Below are 15,854 nucleotides of genomic sequence, written 5' to 3' on the forward strand. Positions count from 1 at the left end.
CCGTCGGGCAGCCGGATGGTGACCGCGGCGGCGCTCGACGAGCGTGGAGCCATGACCTCCACCGACCTCGCACCCGGCGTCCCGGGCACCGACGTGCTCGACCTCTACGACGCGCTCCCGCCCCTGGCCGGCCCGGCCCCGACCCGCCAGGATGACCCCGTGACGTCCCTGATGACCGACGTGTCCCGCAACACCGGGGTGCTGGTCGGCACGTTCGCCGTCTACCTCGCCGCCTTCGTCGTCTGCACCACCCTCGTCAGCGCCGGGCTGGGCCTGGCCGTGCTGCTCGTCGGGCTGTTCCTGCTGCTGGCGGCCCTCGTCGTCGCCGGCTGGGCGGCCCGGATGAGCCGCGCGCTGCTCGCCTCGGCCGGCCACGCGCTGCCGCCGACCCGCTACCCCGCCGCCGGCCCCGGCCTGCGCGGACGGCTGCGCCGGCTCACCTCCGTGCAGGCGTGGCGCGACCTGCTGCACGTGCTGGTCAACTTCCCCGTCAGCGTCGTCACCTTCTCCCTCGCCCTCACCTGGGTCCTCGGCGGCCTCGGCGGGGTGACCTACTGGTTCTGGAGCCGCTTCCTGCCCGAGGGCAACCAGGGCCTCCCGGACCTGCTCGGCTTCCCGGGGCGGCTGGCCGACGTCAGCGTCAACACCGTCGTCGGCGTGCTGCTGCTGGTGAGCACCCCGGTGGTGCTCCGCGGCCTGGTCCGGCTGCACGTGGCCCTGGCCCGCGCCCTCGTCGTGGACGAGGCCGGAGCCCTGCGCGAGCGGGTCGACGCGCTCACCGAGAGCCGCAGCGCGGCCGGCGGAGCCGAGGTCGACACCCTCCGCCGGCTGGAGCGCGACCTGCACGACGGCCCCCAGCAGCGGCTGGTCCGCCTCGGCATGGACATCTCGGCGGCCCAGCGACGCCTCGACGACGACCCGGTCCGCGCCCGGGCGCTGCTCGACGAGGCGCTGCAGCAGTCGCAGGACGCGCTGGCCGAGATCCGCACGCTCTCCCGGGGGATCGCCCCACCGATCCTCGCCGAGCAGGGGCTGCGGGCCGCCGTCACCGCGCTCGCCGCCCGCGGCAGCATCCCCACCCGCGTCGACGTCGCCGACGTCCGGCTCTCCGACGCGGCGCAGAACGCGGCCTACTTCGTCGTGGCCGAGGCCCTGACCAACGTCGAGAAGCACAGCGGGGCGAGCCACGCCTCCGTCGAGGTCGCCGCCGTCGGCGGGCTCGCCGTCGTCGTGGTCGGCGACGACGGCACCGGCGGCGCCGCGCTGGCCAAGGGCCACGGGCTGTCGGGGCTGGCCGACCGGCTGGCCGGTGTCGACGGCACGCTCACCGTCGACTCCCCCGCCGGCGGGCCGACGCAGCTGACCGCCACGCTGCCGCAGAGCCGGGGCTGAGCACGACGCGCGCGGCGGGGCCCGGCCGTGCCAGGCTGGGCCCCGTGCGCGTGGTGGTGGCCGACGACTCGGTGCTCCTGAGGGAGGGGCTGGTCCGGCTGCTGGACGAGGCCGGCTGCACGGTGGTGGCCGCCGTCGGCGACGCCCCGGGGTTCCTGGCCGCGGCGGCCGAGCACCGGCCCGACGTCGCCGTCGTCGACGTGCGGATGCCGCCCACGATGACCGACGACGGCCTCCGCGCCGCCGTCCGCGCGCGCGAGGAGCAGCCCGACCTCGCCGTCCTCATGCTCTCGGCCTACATCGAGCTGTCCTACGCCGACGTGCTGCTCTCCAGCGGCCGCGGCCGGGTCGGCTACCTGCTCAAGGACCGCGTCACCTCCCTCGACGTGCTCGTCGAGGCGCTGCGGACGCTCACCGCGGGCGGCACAGTGCTGGACCCCGAGGTCGTCGCCCAGCTGCTGGTCGGCCGGCGGACCGACCCGCTGGACGCGCTCACCCCGCGCGAGCGGGACGTGCTGGGGCTGATGGCCGAGGGACGCAGCAACGCGGCGATCGCCGAGCGGCTGGTCGTCGGCCAAGGCGCGGTCGAGAAGCACATCTCGAACATCTTCACCAAGATCGGTCTGCCCGACGCCGGGGGCGACAACCGCCGGGTGCTGGCGGTGCTGGCCTGGCTGCAGGCCCGCTGAGCCGCGCGCGGACCGGCCGCCGGCGCGTGCGGGGGCGGTAGCCTCCGGTCATGGCGGCGGAGCGGATCGAGCTGGAGGTCGAGGGGCGCACGGTCTCGATCAGCAACCCGCAGCGGGTGTACTTCTCCGCCCGCGGGGAGACCAAGCTGGACCTCGCGCAGTACTACCTGGCCGTGGCGCCCGGCATCGTCAACGCGCTGTACCACCGGCCGTGCATGCTGCACCGGTTCCCCGACGGGGTGGACGGGGAGAAGGTGCACCAGAAGCGGGTGCCCCCGGGCGCCCCGCCCTGGCTGGAGACGGTCCGGGTGCACTTCCCCCGCTACCACCGGCACGCCGACGAGCTGTGCGTCGCCCACCCGGCCGACGTGCTGTGGGCCGTGCAGATGTCGACGGTGGAGTTCCACCCCTGGAACTCCCGCCGCGACGACACCGAGTCCCCCGACGAGTGGCGGATCGACCTCGACCCCATGCCGGCCGCGACCTACGACGACGTCCGCCGGACCGCGGGCGTGGTGCAGGAGCTGCTCGCCGAGCTGGGCGCCGTCGGCTACCCGAAGACCTCGGGCGGCAAGGGCCTGCACATCTACGTGCGGGTGGTCCCCGAGCACGGGTTCGGCGACGTCCGGCGGGCCGCGCTGGCCTTCGCGCGCGAGGTGGAGCGGCGGGCCGACGGGCTGGTCGACACCACCTGGTGGCGCAAGGACCGCGACCCGGGCTCGGTCTTCGTCGACTACAACCAGAACGCCCGCGACCACACGATCGCCTCCGCGTACTCGGTGCGCGGCACCCCGGAGGGGCGGGTCTCCGCGCCCCTGCGCTGGGACGAGGTCCCCGACGCCGAGCCCGGCGATTTCACGCTCGCCACCATGCCGGCCCGGTTCGCCGCGCTGGGCGACCTGCACGCCGACATCGACGCGCACCCCTACCGGCTGGGCACGCTGCTGGAGTGGGCCGAGCGCGACGAGCGGGACGGCGCCGAGGCCCCGCCCGAGGACTAGCGCCCGGGGCGGGGCCGGCCGGCCTCAGCTGGGGGTGACCCGGATGATCCGGTCCTTCCCGCCGCCGTTGGAGGTGGTGAGGTAGAGCAGCCCGTCCGGGCCCTGCTGCAGGGTGCGGATCCGGCCGAAGCGGTCGGCCCCCGGCACCGTCCGGGTGCTGGTGACCTTGCCGCCCTTGTCGAGGAACAGCAGGCGGACGTCCTCGCCCTTGAGCTCGGCGACCGCGAGGGCGCCGTTCCACGTCTCCCACCGCTTCCCGCTGAGGAAGGTCATGCCGCTGGTGGCCACGGTCGGGTTGCCCGAGGACCACAGCGCGGGCACGGCCTTCGGAAACTTCTTCCGGTCGGTCATGGGGACGGACTCGTCGTAGCCGGGGCCCGGGTCCCAGCCGTAGTTGGCCCCCTTGCGGATGAGGTTCACCTCGTCGTCGCGGTAGGAGCCGTGCTCCGCGGTGAACATCTGACCGGTGGCCGGGCGGACGGCCAGGCCCTGGATGTTGCGGTGGCCGTAGTTCCAGACGTAGCGCGCGGCGCCGCCGGAGGCGTAGAACGGGTTCGTCTTCGGGATGGTGCCGCTGGAGTAGACGCGGAGCACCTTGCCGCCCAGGGAGGACTTCTTCTGCGGGTTCGCGGAGACGGCGGCGTCGCCGGTGCCGATGTAGAGGACGCCCTTGGGGCTGAACCGCAGCCGGCAGCCGGTGTGCCGGCCGCTGGTCAGCGGGATGCCGGTGACCAGCGGCTTGCCGACGGCGACGGCGCGGGTGTCGGAGGTGAGCCGCCAGCGCAGCACCCGGACGTCCTTCGCGCTCGCGCTCGTCGAGCAGGTGTAGAAGAGCTTGTTCGTCGAGGCCTTGGGATCGGCCACCAGGCCCAGCAGCCCGCCCTCGCTGTTGACGTAGGGCTTCGGGAGCGGGAACGAGACCCGGCGCGGCGCGGCCGTGCCCCGCTTGCTGAAGAGGTCGCCGTCGCGCTCGTCGAACAGCATCACCGGCCCCACCCAGGTGAGGTCCCAGGGGATGGTCAGCCCCGAGACCACCGTCGTGTACTTCAGGGACGGCGCCGCCTCGGCGACCTCCGTCGGACCCGCCACCAGGAACGAGGCGCCCAGTGCCCCGGTCAGCCCGGCCGCGGCCGTCCAGCTCTTCCAGCGCGTCATCGCGCCACCTCCTCGACTCAGACCCCGAGCCACGGCCAGCGTACGTGCCGGCGCCGGCGCGGGTGGGCCGGTCGCGGAGGTCTGCGGACGCGACGCACCCCCGGAGCCGGCGGGCTCCAGGGGTGCGGCGGTCGAGCGACGGCGGTCGAGGGGACGGGGACGAGCAGCGGTCAGACGAGGCCCTTGCTGGTGAGCCACTCCTTCGCCACCTCGTCGGCGTCGGACTTGTCGACGTCGACCTTCTTGTTGAGGGCGGTGAGCTCCTCGGTGGTCAGCGCCTGCTGCACCGCGTCGACCGCGCCGGTGACCGTGGCGTCCGAGCCGACCTCGGACCGGTAGAGCGGCACGACGTTCTGCGGCAGGATCATCGCCTGCGGGTCCTCGAGGACCACGTAGCCGTTGTCGGGGATGACCGCCTCGGTGCTGAAGAACTCGCCGACCTGGATCTTCCCGTCGTTGAGGTCCCGGGAGCGGACGGCGGCGGAGTCGTAGGGCTTGAACTCCTTGAGCTTCGCGCCGTAGACCTTGTCCAGGCCCTCGGGGCCGTAGGCGCGCGTGGCCAGCTCGGACGGGCCGCCGAGCACGGCGTCGCCCGCGACCTTCTTGAGGTCCTCGAGCGAGGTGACGCCGTTGGCCTCGGAGTACTCCTTCGTGACGACGTAGACGTCCTGGTCGACGGCCTTCGACGGCGTGCCCAGGACGAAGTCGGACGGCAGGGCCTCGGGCAGCGCCTTCTCGACCTCCTCGGCGGTGGTGGCCGTGGCCGACTTGTCGTAGTTCAGCAGGAGGTTGCCGGTGTACTCCGGCACGATCGAGATCGAGCCGTCCTGCAGCGCCTTGAGGTAGACCTCACGGGACCCGATGTTGAGCTTGGTGGAGGCCTGGACGCCCTTGGCCGCGATGGCCTGGGCGTAGAGCTCGGCGACGACGGTCGACTCGGTGAACGCGGCCGAGCCGACGACGACCGGCTGACCGCTGCCGCTGCTGGCGGCCGGAGCACTGCTGGAGGGCTCCGCGAGCGGGTCGGCGCCGCCGCCGCCGCAGGCCGCGAGCAGCAGGGAGGCGAGGCTGACGCCCGCCACGGCCAGGTTTCTTCTGAGGTTCATGGTCCACTCCGTCTCGGCAAGGGTTGATTCCCCACTGGCGCACCAGGGTATGCGGTGACGTCAGGCGGGGGCGACCGCGGCCGCGGCCGCCGTCCTGCTGCGCGGACGGGCGCGACGGGCCGCGCCCCAGCCGGCGAGGCCGAGCAGCAGGTCGAGCACGATCGCCAGCGCGGCGATGAGGATCGCGCCGGCGAACATCTGCGGGTAGTCGCTCTGGGCCTGGCCGCTGGTCAGCAGCTGGCCGAGACCACCGCCCGAGGCGAAGGCGGCCACGGTGGCCGTGGCGACCACCTGCAGCGTCGCGCTGCGCAGCCCCGAGACCACGAGCGGCAGGGCCAGCGGCCACTCGACGCGGGCCACCACCTGGCGCTCGGTCATCCCGAGGGCCCGGCCGGCGTGCACGGCCTCGCGGTCGGCGCCGGCGATGCCGGCCGCCGTGGCCGTGAGGATGGCGGGCAGGGCCAGGATCGCCAGCACCACGACGATGTTGCCCACGCCGGTGCCCAGCAGCATGACCGCCAGGAACAGCAGGCCGAGCGAGGGGATCGCCCGGGCCGCGTTGCTGAGCCCGATGACGAGGAACGAGCCACGCCCGGTGTGACCGATGAGGATCCCGAGCGGGATGGCCACGACGGCGGCGAGCAGCACCCCGGCCGCGGTGTAGAGCAGGTGCTGCAGCAGCAGGTCGAGGATCCTGCCGTTCCCCGGCCAGTTGGCGCCGTCCAGGAGGTAGCTGAAGACGTTCACGCGCGACGCCCCCTCGCCCAGGGCAGGGCCCCGCGCTGGATCAGCAGGATGATGCCGTCGGCCACCAGCGCGAGCAGCACCGTCAGCACCAGGCCGACGATCAGCGGGGTGTAGAAGATGCTGTTGTAGCCGCGGAGGAACAGCTGGCCCAGGCCGCCGCTGGCCACCAGCACCGCGACCGTGACCAGGGCGATGTTGGAGACGGTGACCACCCGGAGGCCGGCGAACACGACCGGCATGGCCAGCGGCAGCTCGACGCGGAGCAGCCGGCCCCAGCGGCTGAAGCCCACCGCCGAGGCGGACTGCTTGACCGAGGGCGGGACCGAGCGGAGGCCGTCGACGACGCTGCGGACGAGCAGGGCCACCGAGTAGATGGTGAGCGCGACCGCGACGTTGACCGGGTCCAGGATGCGGGTGCCGAGCAGCACGGGCAGGGCGACGAACAGGGCCAGCGACGGGATCGAGTAGATGACGCCGAGCACCGCGAGGATCGGGTTGGCGCCCTTGCCGGTGCGGAAGACGAGGTAGCCGAGCGGCAGGGCGATGACCAGGGCGGCCACCACCGGGACCACCGCGAGCAGGACGTGCTGCCCCAGCAGCGAGGCGATCTCGCCGAGGTTGTTCTGGATCCAGCCCCAGTTCATCGGCGGACGTCCGTGTCGTCGGGCTGCCGCGCGTCGTCGGGCTGCTCGGCGTCGTCGAGCCGCTCGGGACCGTCGGGCCGCTCGGGGCCGGCGGACTCGTCGGCCACCAGGGCGGCCTCGTGCTGGACCGGGTCGGCGGCGAGCGGCGCGCGGACGGCCGTGCCCTCGACGTCGCTGTCCGGTCCGCCGTCGTCGTCACCGGTGCGGGAGCCGTCCGCACCGGCGTCGGGGCCGAACGCGTCGGCGTCGACGTCCTGGCCGCTCTCGTCGCCCAGCTCGGCGGTGCCGTGCTCGTCCTGCCCGGCGGAGGCGTCGGCGGGCGGCGCCGACCAGCCGCGGTGGTCGTGGCCCGGTGCGGCCTCGTCGTCGTGCGCGAGGCCCGTCCCGGCGTCGGCCGCGTCCGCCCCGGCCTCGGGCCGCACGGTGACCGACTCGACCTGGCGGGCCCGGGCCTGGTGCACGCCGGCCAGGATCGTCTCGGTGGAGACGACGCCCGCGTAGCGGCCGGTGCCCGGGACGACGCCGACGGCGAGCCCGACCGGGGAGGTCAGCACCGCGTCGAGCGCGTTGCGCAGGGTGCCCGACTCGACATCGAAGGTGGAGCCGAGAGCCGTCGTCCGGCCCGGCTCGCCCGGCAGCACCCAGCCGACCGGGCGGGCGTCCCCGTCGACGACCAGCGTCGGGCCCTCGGCCGAGGCAGCCGCGACGTCGCGGACGACCGGCACCCCGTCGAGGTCGAGGGAGGAGGCGGGCTGGAAGGCCAGCGAGCGGTAGCCGCGGTCGCGGCCGACGAAGCCCTCGACGAAGGGGTCGGCCGGCTCGTCCAGCAGCTGCTGCGGGGTGCCGACCTGGGCGAGGTGCCCGCCGACGCGCAGGATGGCCACCTGGTCGCCCAGCTTGATGGCCTCCTCGATGTCGTGCGTGATGAGGATGATCGTCTTGCTGATCTGGCGCTGCAGCTCGAGGAAGAAGTCCTGGAGCTCACCGCGCACCACCGGGTCGACGGCCGAGAAGGGCTCGTCCATCAGCATCACCAGCGGGTCGGCGGCCAGGGCCCGGGCGACACCCACGCGCTGCTGCTGGCCCCCGGAGAGCTGGGCGGGGTAGCGGTCGGCCTGCTTGCGGTCGAGCCCGACGGCGTCCAGCAGCTCCAGGGAGCGCTTCTGCGTCTTCGACCGCGACCAGCCGAGCAGGCCCGGCACCGTGCCGATGTTGTCCACCACCGTGCGGTGCGGGAAGAGCCCGCCGCTCTGGATGACGTAGCCCATCTGACGGCGCAGCGTCGTCTTGCGCTGCGAGCGGAGCGGCTTGTCGTCCCAGGTGATCCGGCCCGTGCTGGGCTCGATCATCCGGTTGACCATCCGCAGGGTGGTCGTCTTGCCGCAGCCCGAGGGGCCGACGATCGTCGTGATCTTCCCCGAGGGCACCTGGAGGCTCAGGTCCACCACCGCGGCCGTGCCGTCCCGGAAGGTCTTGCCGACGTGCTCGAACTCGATCATTCCCCACCCACTGCCTCTCGCCACCTCGGTCGGTAGGTCGGCTCCGACCCTAGCGGCCGGTCCTGACGATCCCGTGGCACGCGACCGGCGTGCCCCCGAGCCCGGGTCGCGCGGGACGACGGCGCCGGGCCGGCGCGATACTGGCCGCCGGGTCGCCGCGGCCGGGCTCCCCCGGTGCGCGCGGGACCCGGTCCTGTCGGTGGGCCCGGCTAGGTTGGCCCCCCGCGCTGCAGCAGAGAGGAGGCGCCGGTGACCGTCGTCGCCGTCGTGCTGGCCCTGGCCGTGTCGGTGGTCGGCGTCGCCCTGTTCGCCCGGGGCGTGGCCTCCATCGTCGGCGTGCTCCGGCTGGGCCGCCCCGTGACGGGCCGCCGCGACTCCCCGAGGGACCGCTGGCGGCACCTGCTGGCCGAGACGCTGGGCCACACCCGGATGCTGCAGTGGACGGCGGTCGGGATCGCGCACTGGTGCGTCTTCGTCGCCTTCGGCGCCCTCTTCCTCACCCTGGTCACCGCCTACGGGCAGCTCGTCGACCCGCGCTTCGCGCTGCCGCTCATCGGCCACTGGGTGGTCTACGAGTGGGCCAGCGAGGTCATCGCCTGGGCCGGCCTGCTCGGCATCCTCTACCTGATCGGCGTCCGGGCCCGCCAGCGCGGGCGCGGCCGGGCGTCGCGCTTCTCCGGCTCCACCGGCTGGCAGGCCGTCTACGTCGAGCTCACCATCCTCGGCATCGTCGTCTGCGTGCTCGCGCTGCGCGCGCTGGAGTTCCAGCTGCTGGGGGCGACGACGAGCCGCTGGCACTTCCCGCTCACCTGGTTCCTGCTGCCGGGCGGGCTGCCGGTGGCGGGGGTGGAGACCGCCGTCGTGCTGGTGGCCGCGCTGAAGATCGTCATCTCGATGGCCTGGTTCGTCACCATCGGCCTCAACCAGACGATGGGCGTGGCCTGGCACCGGTTCACGGCCTGGCCGAACATCTGGTTCAAGCGGCGGGCCGACGGCCGGCCGGCGCTGGGCGCGCTGGCCCCGGTCGTCGTCGACGGGAAGCCGCTGGACTTCGCCGAGATCGAGGGCCTCGACGAGGACGCCACCCTGGGCGTCGGCAAGGTCGAGGACTTCACCTGGAAGGGCCTGCTGGACTTCACCTCCTGCACCGAGTGCGGGCGCTGCCAGTCGCAGTGCCCCGCCTGGCACACCGGCAAGCCGCTCTCCCCCAAGCTCGTCATCACCGACCTCCGCGACCACGCCCATGCCAAGGCCCCGTACCTGCGGGCGGCCGAGGAGGCCCGGGCCGCGCTGCCCGCCGCCGTGCTCGCCGAGGCCGAGCGGCCGCTGGTCGGCCCGATCCAGGTCGTCGAGGGCGGCCGGGCCGGCGTCATCGACCCCGACGTGCTGTGGTCGTGCACCAGCTGCGGCGCGTGCGTGCAGCAGTGCCCCGTCGACATCGAGCACGTCGACCACATCCTCGACCTGCGCCGCCACCAGGTGCTGATGGACTCCGACTTCCCGAAGGAGCTCAACGGGCTGTTCAAGGGGCTGGAGAGCAAGGGCAACCCCTGGAACCAGAGCCCGCGCGGCCGGATGGACTGGGCGGCGGACCTGCCGTTCCCCGTCCCGGTGGTCGGCGAGGACGTCGAGGACCTGACCGCCGTGGAGTACCTGTTCTGGGTCGGCTGCGCCGGGGCCTACGAGGACCGGGCCAAGAAGACGACCCGCGCGGTGGCCGAGCTGCTGCACACCGCGGGCGTCACCTTCGCGGTGCTGGGCAAGGGCGAGACCTGCACCGGCGACCCGGCGCGGCGGGCCGGCAACGAGTTCGTCTTCCAGCAGCTGGCGCTGGAGAACGTCGAGACCCTCACCGAGGCGGGCGCCACCAAGATCGTCACCAGCTGCGCGCACTGCCTCAACACGCTCAAGAACGAGTACCCCGAGCTGGGCATCAGCGCCGAGGTCGTCCACCACACCCAGCTGCTGAACCGGCTGGTCCGCGACGGCCGGCTGACCCCGGTGGCCCCGCCCGCGGGCTCCGTCGGCGGCCGGACGATCACCTACCACGACCCCTGCTACCTCGGCCGGCACAACCAGGTCTACGACCCGCCGCGCGACCTCCTGGGCTCCATCCCCGGTGCCACCGTGGCCGAGATGCCGCGGCACGGCTCCCGCTCCTTCTGCTGCGGCGGCGGCGGCGCCCGGATGTGGATGGAGGAGAAGATCGGCACCCGGATCAACGACGACCGGACGGCGGAGGCGGTCACGACGCTGGAGTCGGCCGGCGCCGGGACGGGCCCGGCGGCCATCGCCACGGGCTGCCCGTTCTGCCGGGTGATGCTCTCCGACGGCCTGACCGCCCAGCAGGCGCAGGGTCGCGCGCCCGAGTCGGTCGAGGTGCTGGACGTGGCGCAGCTGCTGCTCGAGTCGGTGCGCCGCGAGCCCGAGGCCGGGACGCGGGTCTAGCGGAGCCTCAGAAGCGCTGGAAGTTGAGGTGCGAGCGGCTGGGCGTCGGACCGCGCTGGTTCTGGTAGCGCGAGCCGTACTGCGACGAGCCGTACGGCAGCTCGGCGGCCGAGGTGAGCCGGAAGAAGCAGAACTGGCCGATCTTCATGCCGGGCCACAGCTTGATCGGCAGGGTCGCGACGTTGGAGAGCTCCAGCGTCACGTGCCCCGAGAAGCCCGGGTCGATGAACCCGGCGGTCGCGTGGGTGAGCAGGCCCAGCCGGCCCAGCGAGGACTTGCCCTCCACCCGGGCGGCGACGTCGTCGGGCAGCGTGACGACCTCGTAGACCGAGCCGAGCGCGAACTCCCCCGGGTGCAGGATGAAGGGCTCGCCGTCCACCGGCTCCACCGCGCGGGTGAGCTCGGGCTGCTCCTCCGACGGGTCGATGTGGGGGTAGCGGTGGTTCTCGAACACCCGGAAGAAGCGGTCGAGCCGCACGTCGATGCTGGACGGCTGGACCATCGCCGGCTCGTAGGGGTCGAGGCCGATGCGGCCCGCCTCGACCTCGGCCCGGATGTCGCGGTCGGAGAGCAGCATGGCCGCGACCCTACCGGGAGCGGGTCCGGGGCGCGCCGCCCGCGATCAGTCCTGGCGGACGGTCAGCCAGTGGTCGCCCATGGAGACGACGGAGCCCTCGTCCACGTGCACCGGGCGGCCGGGCTCGCAGGGGGTGGTCACGCCGTCGGTGGTCGTCACCGTCGAGCCGTTGGTGGAGCCGCGGTCGACGACGACCAGGCCCTCCTGGTCGACGTCGAGCGCGAGGTGCGACTTCGACACCGTGCGGGTCTCGTCGGCGATCTTGACCAGCTCGGCGGTCTCCTCGCCCGGGCGCGGCTGCGGGTTGCGGCCCAGCAGCACGAGGCCGGCGACGGGCACCTCGCGGCCGTCGTCGAGGACCGCGGTCCAGCGTCGTGGCGCGGGCGGCGGGGCGGGGCTGCGGCGGACGGGCGGGGCGAACCGCTCGGTGCGCTCGCCGACGTCCTCCGGCTCCGCGGCAGCGGGCACGGGGCCGGCGGCGACGGCGCCCGGACCGACGGGAGCCATCCCGACCTCCACCCCGCTGGGAGCCATCGGCAGGGCGGTGGCGGGCAGGGCGCCCGCGACCGGGTCGACGCCGGGGCTCGCGGCGGGCGGCGTGAGCGGGCGCGGCGCCTCCGCGGCCGCCGGGCCGCGCGGGTCCGCGGCGGCGGAGGACGCGGGACGGGCGCCGCGCGGGGCCAGCATCCGCTCCCGGATGACGACCGAGCCGGCGGCGAGGTCGTGCCAGCCCTGGTAGCGGGGGTGCCGGAGCAGGAAGAACAGCATCAGCAGGAGGCCGATCCCGGTCGCGCTCAGCAGCCCGAGGACCAGCGCGCGGAGCAGGAAGCGCCCCCAGCCGATCGGACGGCCGTCGCTGAAGCCCACGAGCTGCAGCTTCATCAGCCGCATGCCGGGCCCGGCGGCCCGGGTGGCGAACATCCACCACAGGACGACGGCCCAGGCCACCAGGAGGACGAGGGCGACGACGTCACCGGCCTGGACGCCGGGCTCGCCCGTCGAGGTCAGCACGGCGACGAGCACCGCGGGCACGACGGCGTCGACCAGGTGCGCCACCAGCCGGCGGCCGAGCGGCCCCACCTCCACGCCGGGTGGCAGACCGGTGAACCGGTCCGGCTTCGCCGCCGTCTGGGATGCCATGCTCGCTGCTCCTTCGTCGTCGTCCCGCGCCTGCTGCGCGGTCCGGGGTCTCGCGGTGGTTCGGAGCCGACGCTACCGGGGGTCGGTCACGGTGACCGAGACCCCCTCGGCCAGCTCGAGGACGTCACCGGCCCGCACCGGCACGGGCTGCCCCGGGGGCAGCGAGCGCCGCCCGCCCGCCGGGTCGACCAGCAGCGTGCCGTTCGTCGAGTGCAGGTCGGTGACGGTGACCCGCCAGCCGTCCACCGCGACCTCCAGGTGCGTGCGGCTGATGTCGTGCGCGGGGCTGGGCACCGTCAGCAGCCGGACGGGTCCGGCGCCGCGGGCGGCCGGGGCGCGGCCGACGAGCACGGTCCGGTCGACCGGGACCTCGGCGCCGTCGCTGACCCGCAGGACCGCCAGCACCGGCTGCGCCACCCGTCGGGTGCGCTGGTCGGTGACCGCGACCCCGCAGTCGCGGCAGCGGAGCTCCCCCGGCGGGTTCGCGTGGCCGTGCGGGCAGACGACGGCGTCGACGACGGGGCCGGTCGGCGGCGCGGGCGGGACGGCCACGCCGCCCAGCTCGGCGGCCAGCGGCGCCAGCTGCACCAGCTCGGTGTCGGCGTTCTCCAGGGCCGCCCGCGCCGGGTCGTCGGCCGCCGGGGCGGCCGGGTCCGGCAGCACCTGCGTCGGCTCGACGCCGTCGCCGAGGGCCTCCTCGGCGTGCAGGGGCTCGGTGTCGGGGAGCTCGGCGTCGGGGAGCTCGGTGTCGGGCGTGGGCCCCGCGCCGCCCCGGGCGTCGCGGGTCCGGCTCGTCGGCTCCGAGCGATCGGCGTCCGCGGCCGGCACCGGCTGCGGGGACTGGGCGCGGGCGTCCTCCCGGGCGTCGAGCAGCACGGACGAGGCCTGCACCGCGCCGACGACGAGCGGCAGCCGCAGCCCGGTGCCAGGGGCGTCGCCGGAGCCGCAGCGGACGAGCACCGTGCTGAGCCGGCCGAGCCCGACCTCGCTCCAGGTCTGGATGCCGGCGCCTTCGGCCACCACCCGCCCGTCGGCGGGGTCGACGACGGCGACCGCGCCCCGGACCAGCGAGCGCATCCCGTCGTCCTCGGTCCAGAACAGGGCGCCGAAGCTGGGCATGGTGTCCAGGCCGTAGCCGGCCATCCGTGCGGCGAGGTCGACCAGCGACGACGACGCCAGGACCTGCTGCCAGAGCTCCTCCACCAGGGGGGTCCAGCCCTCGCCCGGCGGTTCGACGACCACCAGCGACGTCGGCCCGCAGAGGACCAGCCAGTCCCCCGGCGCGTAGGTCGCGCGCCAGCGCCCCACCGGGCTCATCCGCGCACCCGGCCCGTCGGCCCCGCCTCGCTCATGGACATCCCCTCGCGCCGTGTGACCGGCCCCGGAGCGGGTGCCGGCAGGCGCCCATCATCCCCCGCGCGTGCGGGGTCCGCAGCCCACCGGCGCCGGACGCGACGACCTCAGGCCGCGACGACCCGGCTGTCCTCGGACTCCAGCTGGGCGTTGAACTCGCGCTTGCCCGCCTGCCAGCCGTCCTCGGTCTGGCCGGTCCGCCAGTAGCCGGACATCGAGACGCGCTGGCGGTTGAAGCCGATCTCGGTGAACAGGTAGCGGCGCAGCTGGCGGATCATCTCGGCGTTGCCGTGCACGAAGGCCTGGACGTCGCCGGCCGGGACGCCGGCGGTGCGGACGGCCTCGGCGAGCGCGTCGCCGTAGGGCCGGCCCGCGCGGTGCACCCAGGTGACGTGCACGTCGGGGCTGGCGCTGAGCACCATCTCGTCGCCGGGGCCCTCCACCTCGAGGAAGACCGAGGCCCGGGCGGTGTCGCCGAGCCGGTCCAGCGCGGCGGCGATGGCCGGGACGGCCGCCTCGTCGCCGACGAGCAGGTGGCGGTCGGCGGCCGGGTCGGGGGCGTAGCCGCCGCCGGGGCCGAAGAAGCCGATCCGGTCGCCCGGGACCGCGCGGGCCGCCCACGGACCGGCGAGCCCCTCGTCGCCGTGCACGACGAAGTCGACGGCCATCTCGTTGCGCTCGGCGTCGTAGCTGCGGACGGTGTAGGTGCGGGTGACCGGCCAGCGGTGCGCGGGCTCGGTGGCCTTCATCCCGTCGGGGTCGAAGGGCCAGCGGTAGTCGCAGCCGTGCGGGGCGAAGAGGATCTTGAGGTAGTGGTCGGTGCAGGGCATCTGCTCCAGGCAGCGCAGGTCCGCACCGGTGAACACCACGCGGCGCATGGACGGGGTCAGCCACGTCGCGCGCACCACCTCGGCGGTGCGGGGGGTGCGCTTGCGCTGGCCAGCCTGGCTCATGGGGGTCCTCACAACAGGTCTTCGGAGCGGTCGCTACTAAGGTTAGCCTCACATATCTTCGGCCGGTAGCAGGGGAGGATGGCCGGGTGGAGGCGCTCGGGGACCCGGTGGACGGCATCCTGCTCAGGGAGGCGGGGGCGCTGGCCGCTGCGCCCGGACCCGTGGTGGTGCTGGAGGACGCGTCCGGCGCGCTCAGCACGGGGGTCGCCGCCCTCCGACCCGGCGTCGCGGTGCGCGTCCAGGTGGACGCCTGGACCGACCAGCAGGCGGTGGCCGCGGCCGTCGCGGGTGTGCCCGAGATCACCCTCCTCGAGGACCTCGGACACGAGCTGCTGGGCGGCGCTGTGCTCGTGGTGCTGCGGCTGCCCAAGGGGCTCGCCGCCCTCGACGAGATGGCCGGGGCCGTGGCCCGCTGGGCCGACCCGTCCGTGGTCGTGCTGGCCGGCGGCCGCGTCAAGCACATGAGCCGGGGCATGAACGACGTCCTCGCCCGGCACTTCGGCGTGGTCCGCGCCAGCCTCGGCGCGCAGAAGTCCCGGGTGCTGGTCGCCCGCGAGCCGCGGCCGGCCGACGGCGGGCGCTACCCGGTCGTCGGCCACGACGCGGAGCTGGGGCTGGAGGTGCACGCGCACGGCGGCGCCTTCGCCGGCCCGTCGGTCGACCTCGGCACCCGTTTCCTGGCGGGCTTCGCGGGCTCCTTGCCCGCCGACGCGCGCCGGGTCGTGGACCTGGGCTGCGGCACCGGCGTGCTGGCCGTCACCGCCGCGCGCACGCTGCCGGAGGCGTCGGTGCTGGCCCTGGACGTGTCCCGGGCGGCCGTCCTGTCGGCGACCGCGACGGCGGCGGCCAACGGCGTCGGCGACCGCGTCGAGGTGCGCCGCGGCCACCTGCTGGCCGGGGTGCCCGACGCCGACGTCGACCTGGTCCTCTGCAACCCCCCGTTCCACCGCGGCAACAGCCGCGACAGCGCCGTCGCCTTCGAGATGCTGGCCGACGCGGCCCGCGCCCTGCGACCGGGCGGGGAGCTGTGGACGGTCTACAACTCCCACCTGCCCTACCTGCGGACGCTGCGCCGCCTCGTCGGCTCCACCGCCGTCGTCGGCCAGAACACCGGATTCACCGTCACCCGGTCGGTCCGCAGCCGCTGACG

General features: G+C 74.7%; 14 protein-coding genes. 5 read left to right on the top strand and 9 right to left on the bottom strand.

Annotated elements, in window-relative coordinates:
- Positions 1-51: 51 nt before the first annotated feature.
- The 3 genes from JOF54_RS09700 to JOF54_RS09710 are packed head-to-tail and all read left to right on the top strand — an operon-like array spanning position 52 to position 3,082.
- The gene (locus tag JOF54_RS09700) at positions 52-1,392 is read left to right on the top strand and encodes a sensor histidine kinase (protein ID WP_210055147.1); all 1,341 of its coding nucleotides are present in this window, start codon (positions 52-54) and stop codon (positions 1,390-1,392) included.
- A 44-nt stretch (positions 1,393-1,436) separates the two neighbouring features.
- A complete protein-coding gene (locus JOF54_RS09705) occupies positions 1,437-2,081 on the top strand; it encodes a response regulator transcription factor (protein ID WP_210055149.1) in 645 nt (214 codons plus the stop codon).
- A 50-nt stretch (positions 2,082-2,131) separates the two neighbouring features.
- Complete coding sequence (locus JOF54_RS09710; RefSeq protein ID WP_210055151.1) at positions 2,132-3,082, top strand: DNA polymerase domain-containing protein; 951 nt, start codon at positions 2,132-2,134, stop codon at positions 3,080-3,082.
- A gap of 24 nt (positions 3,083-3,106) precedes the next feature.
- Here the strand turns inward: JOF54_RS09710 and JOF54_RS09715 are convergent, their stop codons facing one another.
- The 5 genes from JOF54_RS09715 to JOF54_RS09735 all read right to left on the bottom strand — a co-directional run bounded on the left by JOF54_RS09715 (position 3,107) and on the right by JOF54_RS09735 (position 8,233).
- On the bottom strand, positions 3,107-4,237 hold the full coding sequence (locus tag JOF54_RS09715; protein WP_210055152.1) for a PQQ-dependent sugar dehydrogenase: 1,131 nt from the start codon (positions 4,235-4,237) through the stop codon (positions 3,107-3,109).
- A 170-nt stretch (positions 4,238-4,407) separates the two neighbouring features.
- Positions 4,408-5,343, bottom strand: coding sequence for an ABC transporter substrate-binding protein (locus tag JOF54_RS09720; RefSeq protein ID WP_210055155.1), 936 nt, complete (start codon positions 5,341-5,343; stop codon positions 4,408-4,410).
- Positions 5,344-5,403: 60 nt separating this feature from the next.
- A complete protein-coding gene (locus tag JOF54_RS09725) occupies positions 5,404-6,090 on the bottom strand; it encodes an ABC transporter permease (RefSeq protein ID WP_210055156.1) in 687 nt (228 codons plus the stop codon).
- Positions 6,087-6,734, bottom strand: coding sequence for an ABC transporter permease (locus JOF54_RS09730; protein ID WP_210055158.1), 648 nt, complete (start codon positions 6,732-6,734; stop codon positions 6,087-6,089). The genes JOF54_RS09725 and JOF54_RS09730 overlap by 4 nt, the downstream gene beginning before the upstream one ends.
- Positions 6,731-8,233, bottom strand: a complete 1,503-nt coding sequence (locus JOF54_RS09735; protein ID WP_210055160.1) for an ABC transporter ATP-binding protein — start codon at positions 8,231-8,233, stop codon at positions 6,731-6,733. The genes JOF54_RS09730 and JOF54_RS09735 overlap by 4 nt, the downstream gene beginning before the upstream one ends.
- A 249-nt stretch (positions 8,234-8,482) precedes the next feature.
- On the opposite strand from JOF54_RS09735, the gene JOF54_RS09740 reads away from it, so the two are divergent.
- The gene (locus tag JOF54_RS09740; protein ID WP_210055162.1) at positions 8,483-10,681 is read left to right on the top strand and encodes a (Fe-S)-binding protein; all 2,199 of its coding nucleotides are present in this window, start codon (positions 8,483-8,485) and stop codon (positions 10,679-10,681) included.
- Positions 10,682-10,688: 7 nt separating this feature from the next.
- Here JOF54_RS09740 and dcd read toward each other — a convergent pair whose 3' ends face one another.
- From dcd to JOF54_RS09760, 4 genes are all read right to left on the bottom strand, one after another.
- Positions 10,689-11,258, bottom strand: coding sequence for a dCTP deaminase (dcd, locus tag JOF54_RS09745; protein ID WP_210055164.1), 570 nt, complete (start codon positions 11,256-11,258; stop codon positions 10,689-10,691).
- A gap of 45 nt (positions 11,259-11,303) precedes the next feature.
- Positions 11,304-12,398 carry an RDD family protein gene (locus JOF54_RS09750; protein WP_210055165.1) on the bottom strand — a complete coding sequence of 365 codons (1,095 nt, stop codon included), beginning with the start codon at positions 12,396-12,398 and terminating at the stop codon, positions 11,304-11,306.
- 72 nt (positions 12,399-12,470) lie between these two features.
- Complete coding sequence (locus JOF54_RS09755; RefSeq protein WP_210055166.1) at positions 12,471-13,715, bottom strand: FHA domain-containing protein; 1,245 nt, start codon at positions 13,713-13,715, stop codon at positions 12,471-12,473.
- Positions 13,716-13,858: 143 nt separating this feature from the next.
- The gene (locus JOF54_RS09760) at positions 13,859-14,704 is read right to left on the bottom strand and encodes a siderophore-interacting protein (protein WP_210055167.1); all 846 of its coding nucleotides are present in this window, start codon (positions 14,702-14,704) and stop codon (positions 13,859-13,861) included.
- A gap of 86 nt (positions 14,705-14,790) precedes the next feature.
- Here JOF54_RS09760 and JOF54_RS21905 point away from each other — a divergent pair, with 86 nt between their 5' ends.
- Entirely contained in the window at positions 14,791-15,852 is a 1,062-nt protein-coding gene (locus JOF54_RS21905) for a class I SAM-dependent methyltransferase (protein ID WP_210055168.1), read from the top strand.
- The last annotated feature ends 2 nt before the right edge of the window (positions 15,853-15,854 follow it).

This window comes from Microlunatus capsulatus (assembly GCF_017876495.1).
Lineage (GTDB): Bacteria > Actinomycetota > Actinomycetes > Propionibacteriales > Propionibacteriaceae > Microlunatus > Microlunatus capsulatus.

Excerpts from the sequence above, each read along its gene's own strand:
- JOF54_RS09700 (WP_210055147.1), top strand. The coding sequence starts at position 52 with ATGACCTCCACCGACCTCGCACCCGGCGTCCCGGGCACCGACGTGCTC.
- JOF54_RS09710 (WP_210055151.1), top strand. The coding sequence starts at position 2,132 with ATGGCGGCGGAGCGGATCGAGCTGGAGGTCGAGGGGCGCACGGTCTCG.
- JOF54_RS09715 (WP_210055152.1), bottom strand. The coding sequence starts at position 4,237 with ATGACGCGCTGGAAGAGCTGGACGGCCGCGGCCGGGCTGACCGGGGCA.
- JOF54_RS09720 (WP_210055155.1), bottom strand. The coding sequence starts at position 5,343 with ATGAACCTCAGAAGAAACCTGGCCGTGGCGGGCGTCAGCCTCGCCTCC.
- JOF54_RS09730 (WP_210055158.1), bottom strand. The coding sequence starts at position 6,734 with ATGAACTGGGGCTGGATCCAGAACAACCTCGGCGAGATCGCCTCGCTG.
- JOF54_RS09735 (WP_210055160.1), bottom strand. The coding sequence starts at position 8,233 with ATGATCGAGTTCGAGCACGTCGGCAAGACCTTCCGGGACGGCACGGCC.
- dcd (WP_210055164.1), bottom strand. The coding sequence starts at position 11,258 with ATGCTGCTCTCCGACCGCGACATCCGGGCCGAGGTCGAGGCGGGCCGC.
- JOF54_RS09750 (WP_210055165.1), bottom strand. The coding sequence starts at position 12,398 with ATGGCATCCCAGACGGCGGCGAAGCCGGACCGGTTCACCGGTCTGCCA.
- JOF54_RS09755 (WP_210055166.1), bottom strand. The coding sequence starts at position 13,715 with ATGAGCCCGGTGGGGCGCTGGCGCGCGACCTACGCGCCGGGGGACTGG.
- JOF54_RS09760 (WP_210055167.1), bottom strand. The coding sequence starts at position 14,704 with ATGAGCCAGGCTGGCCAGCGCAAGCGCACCCCCCGCACCGCCGAGGTG.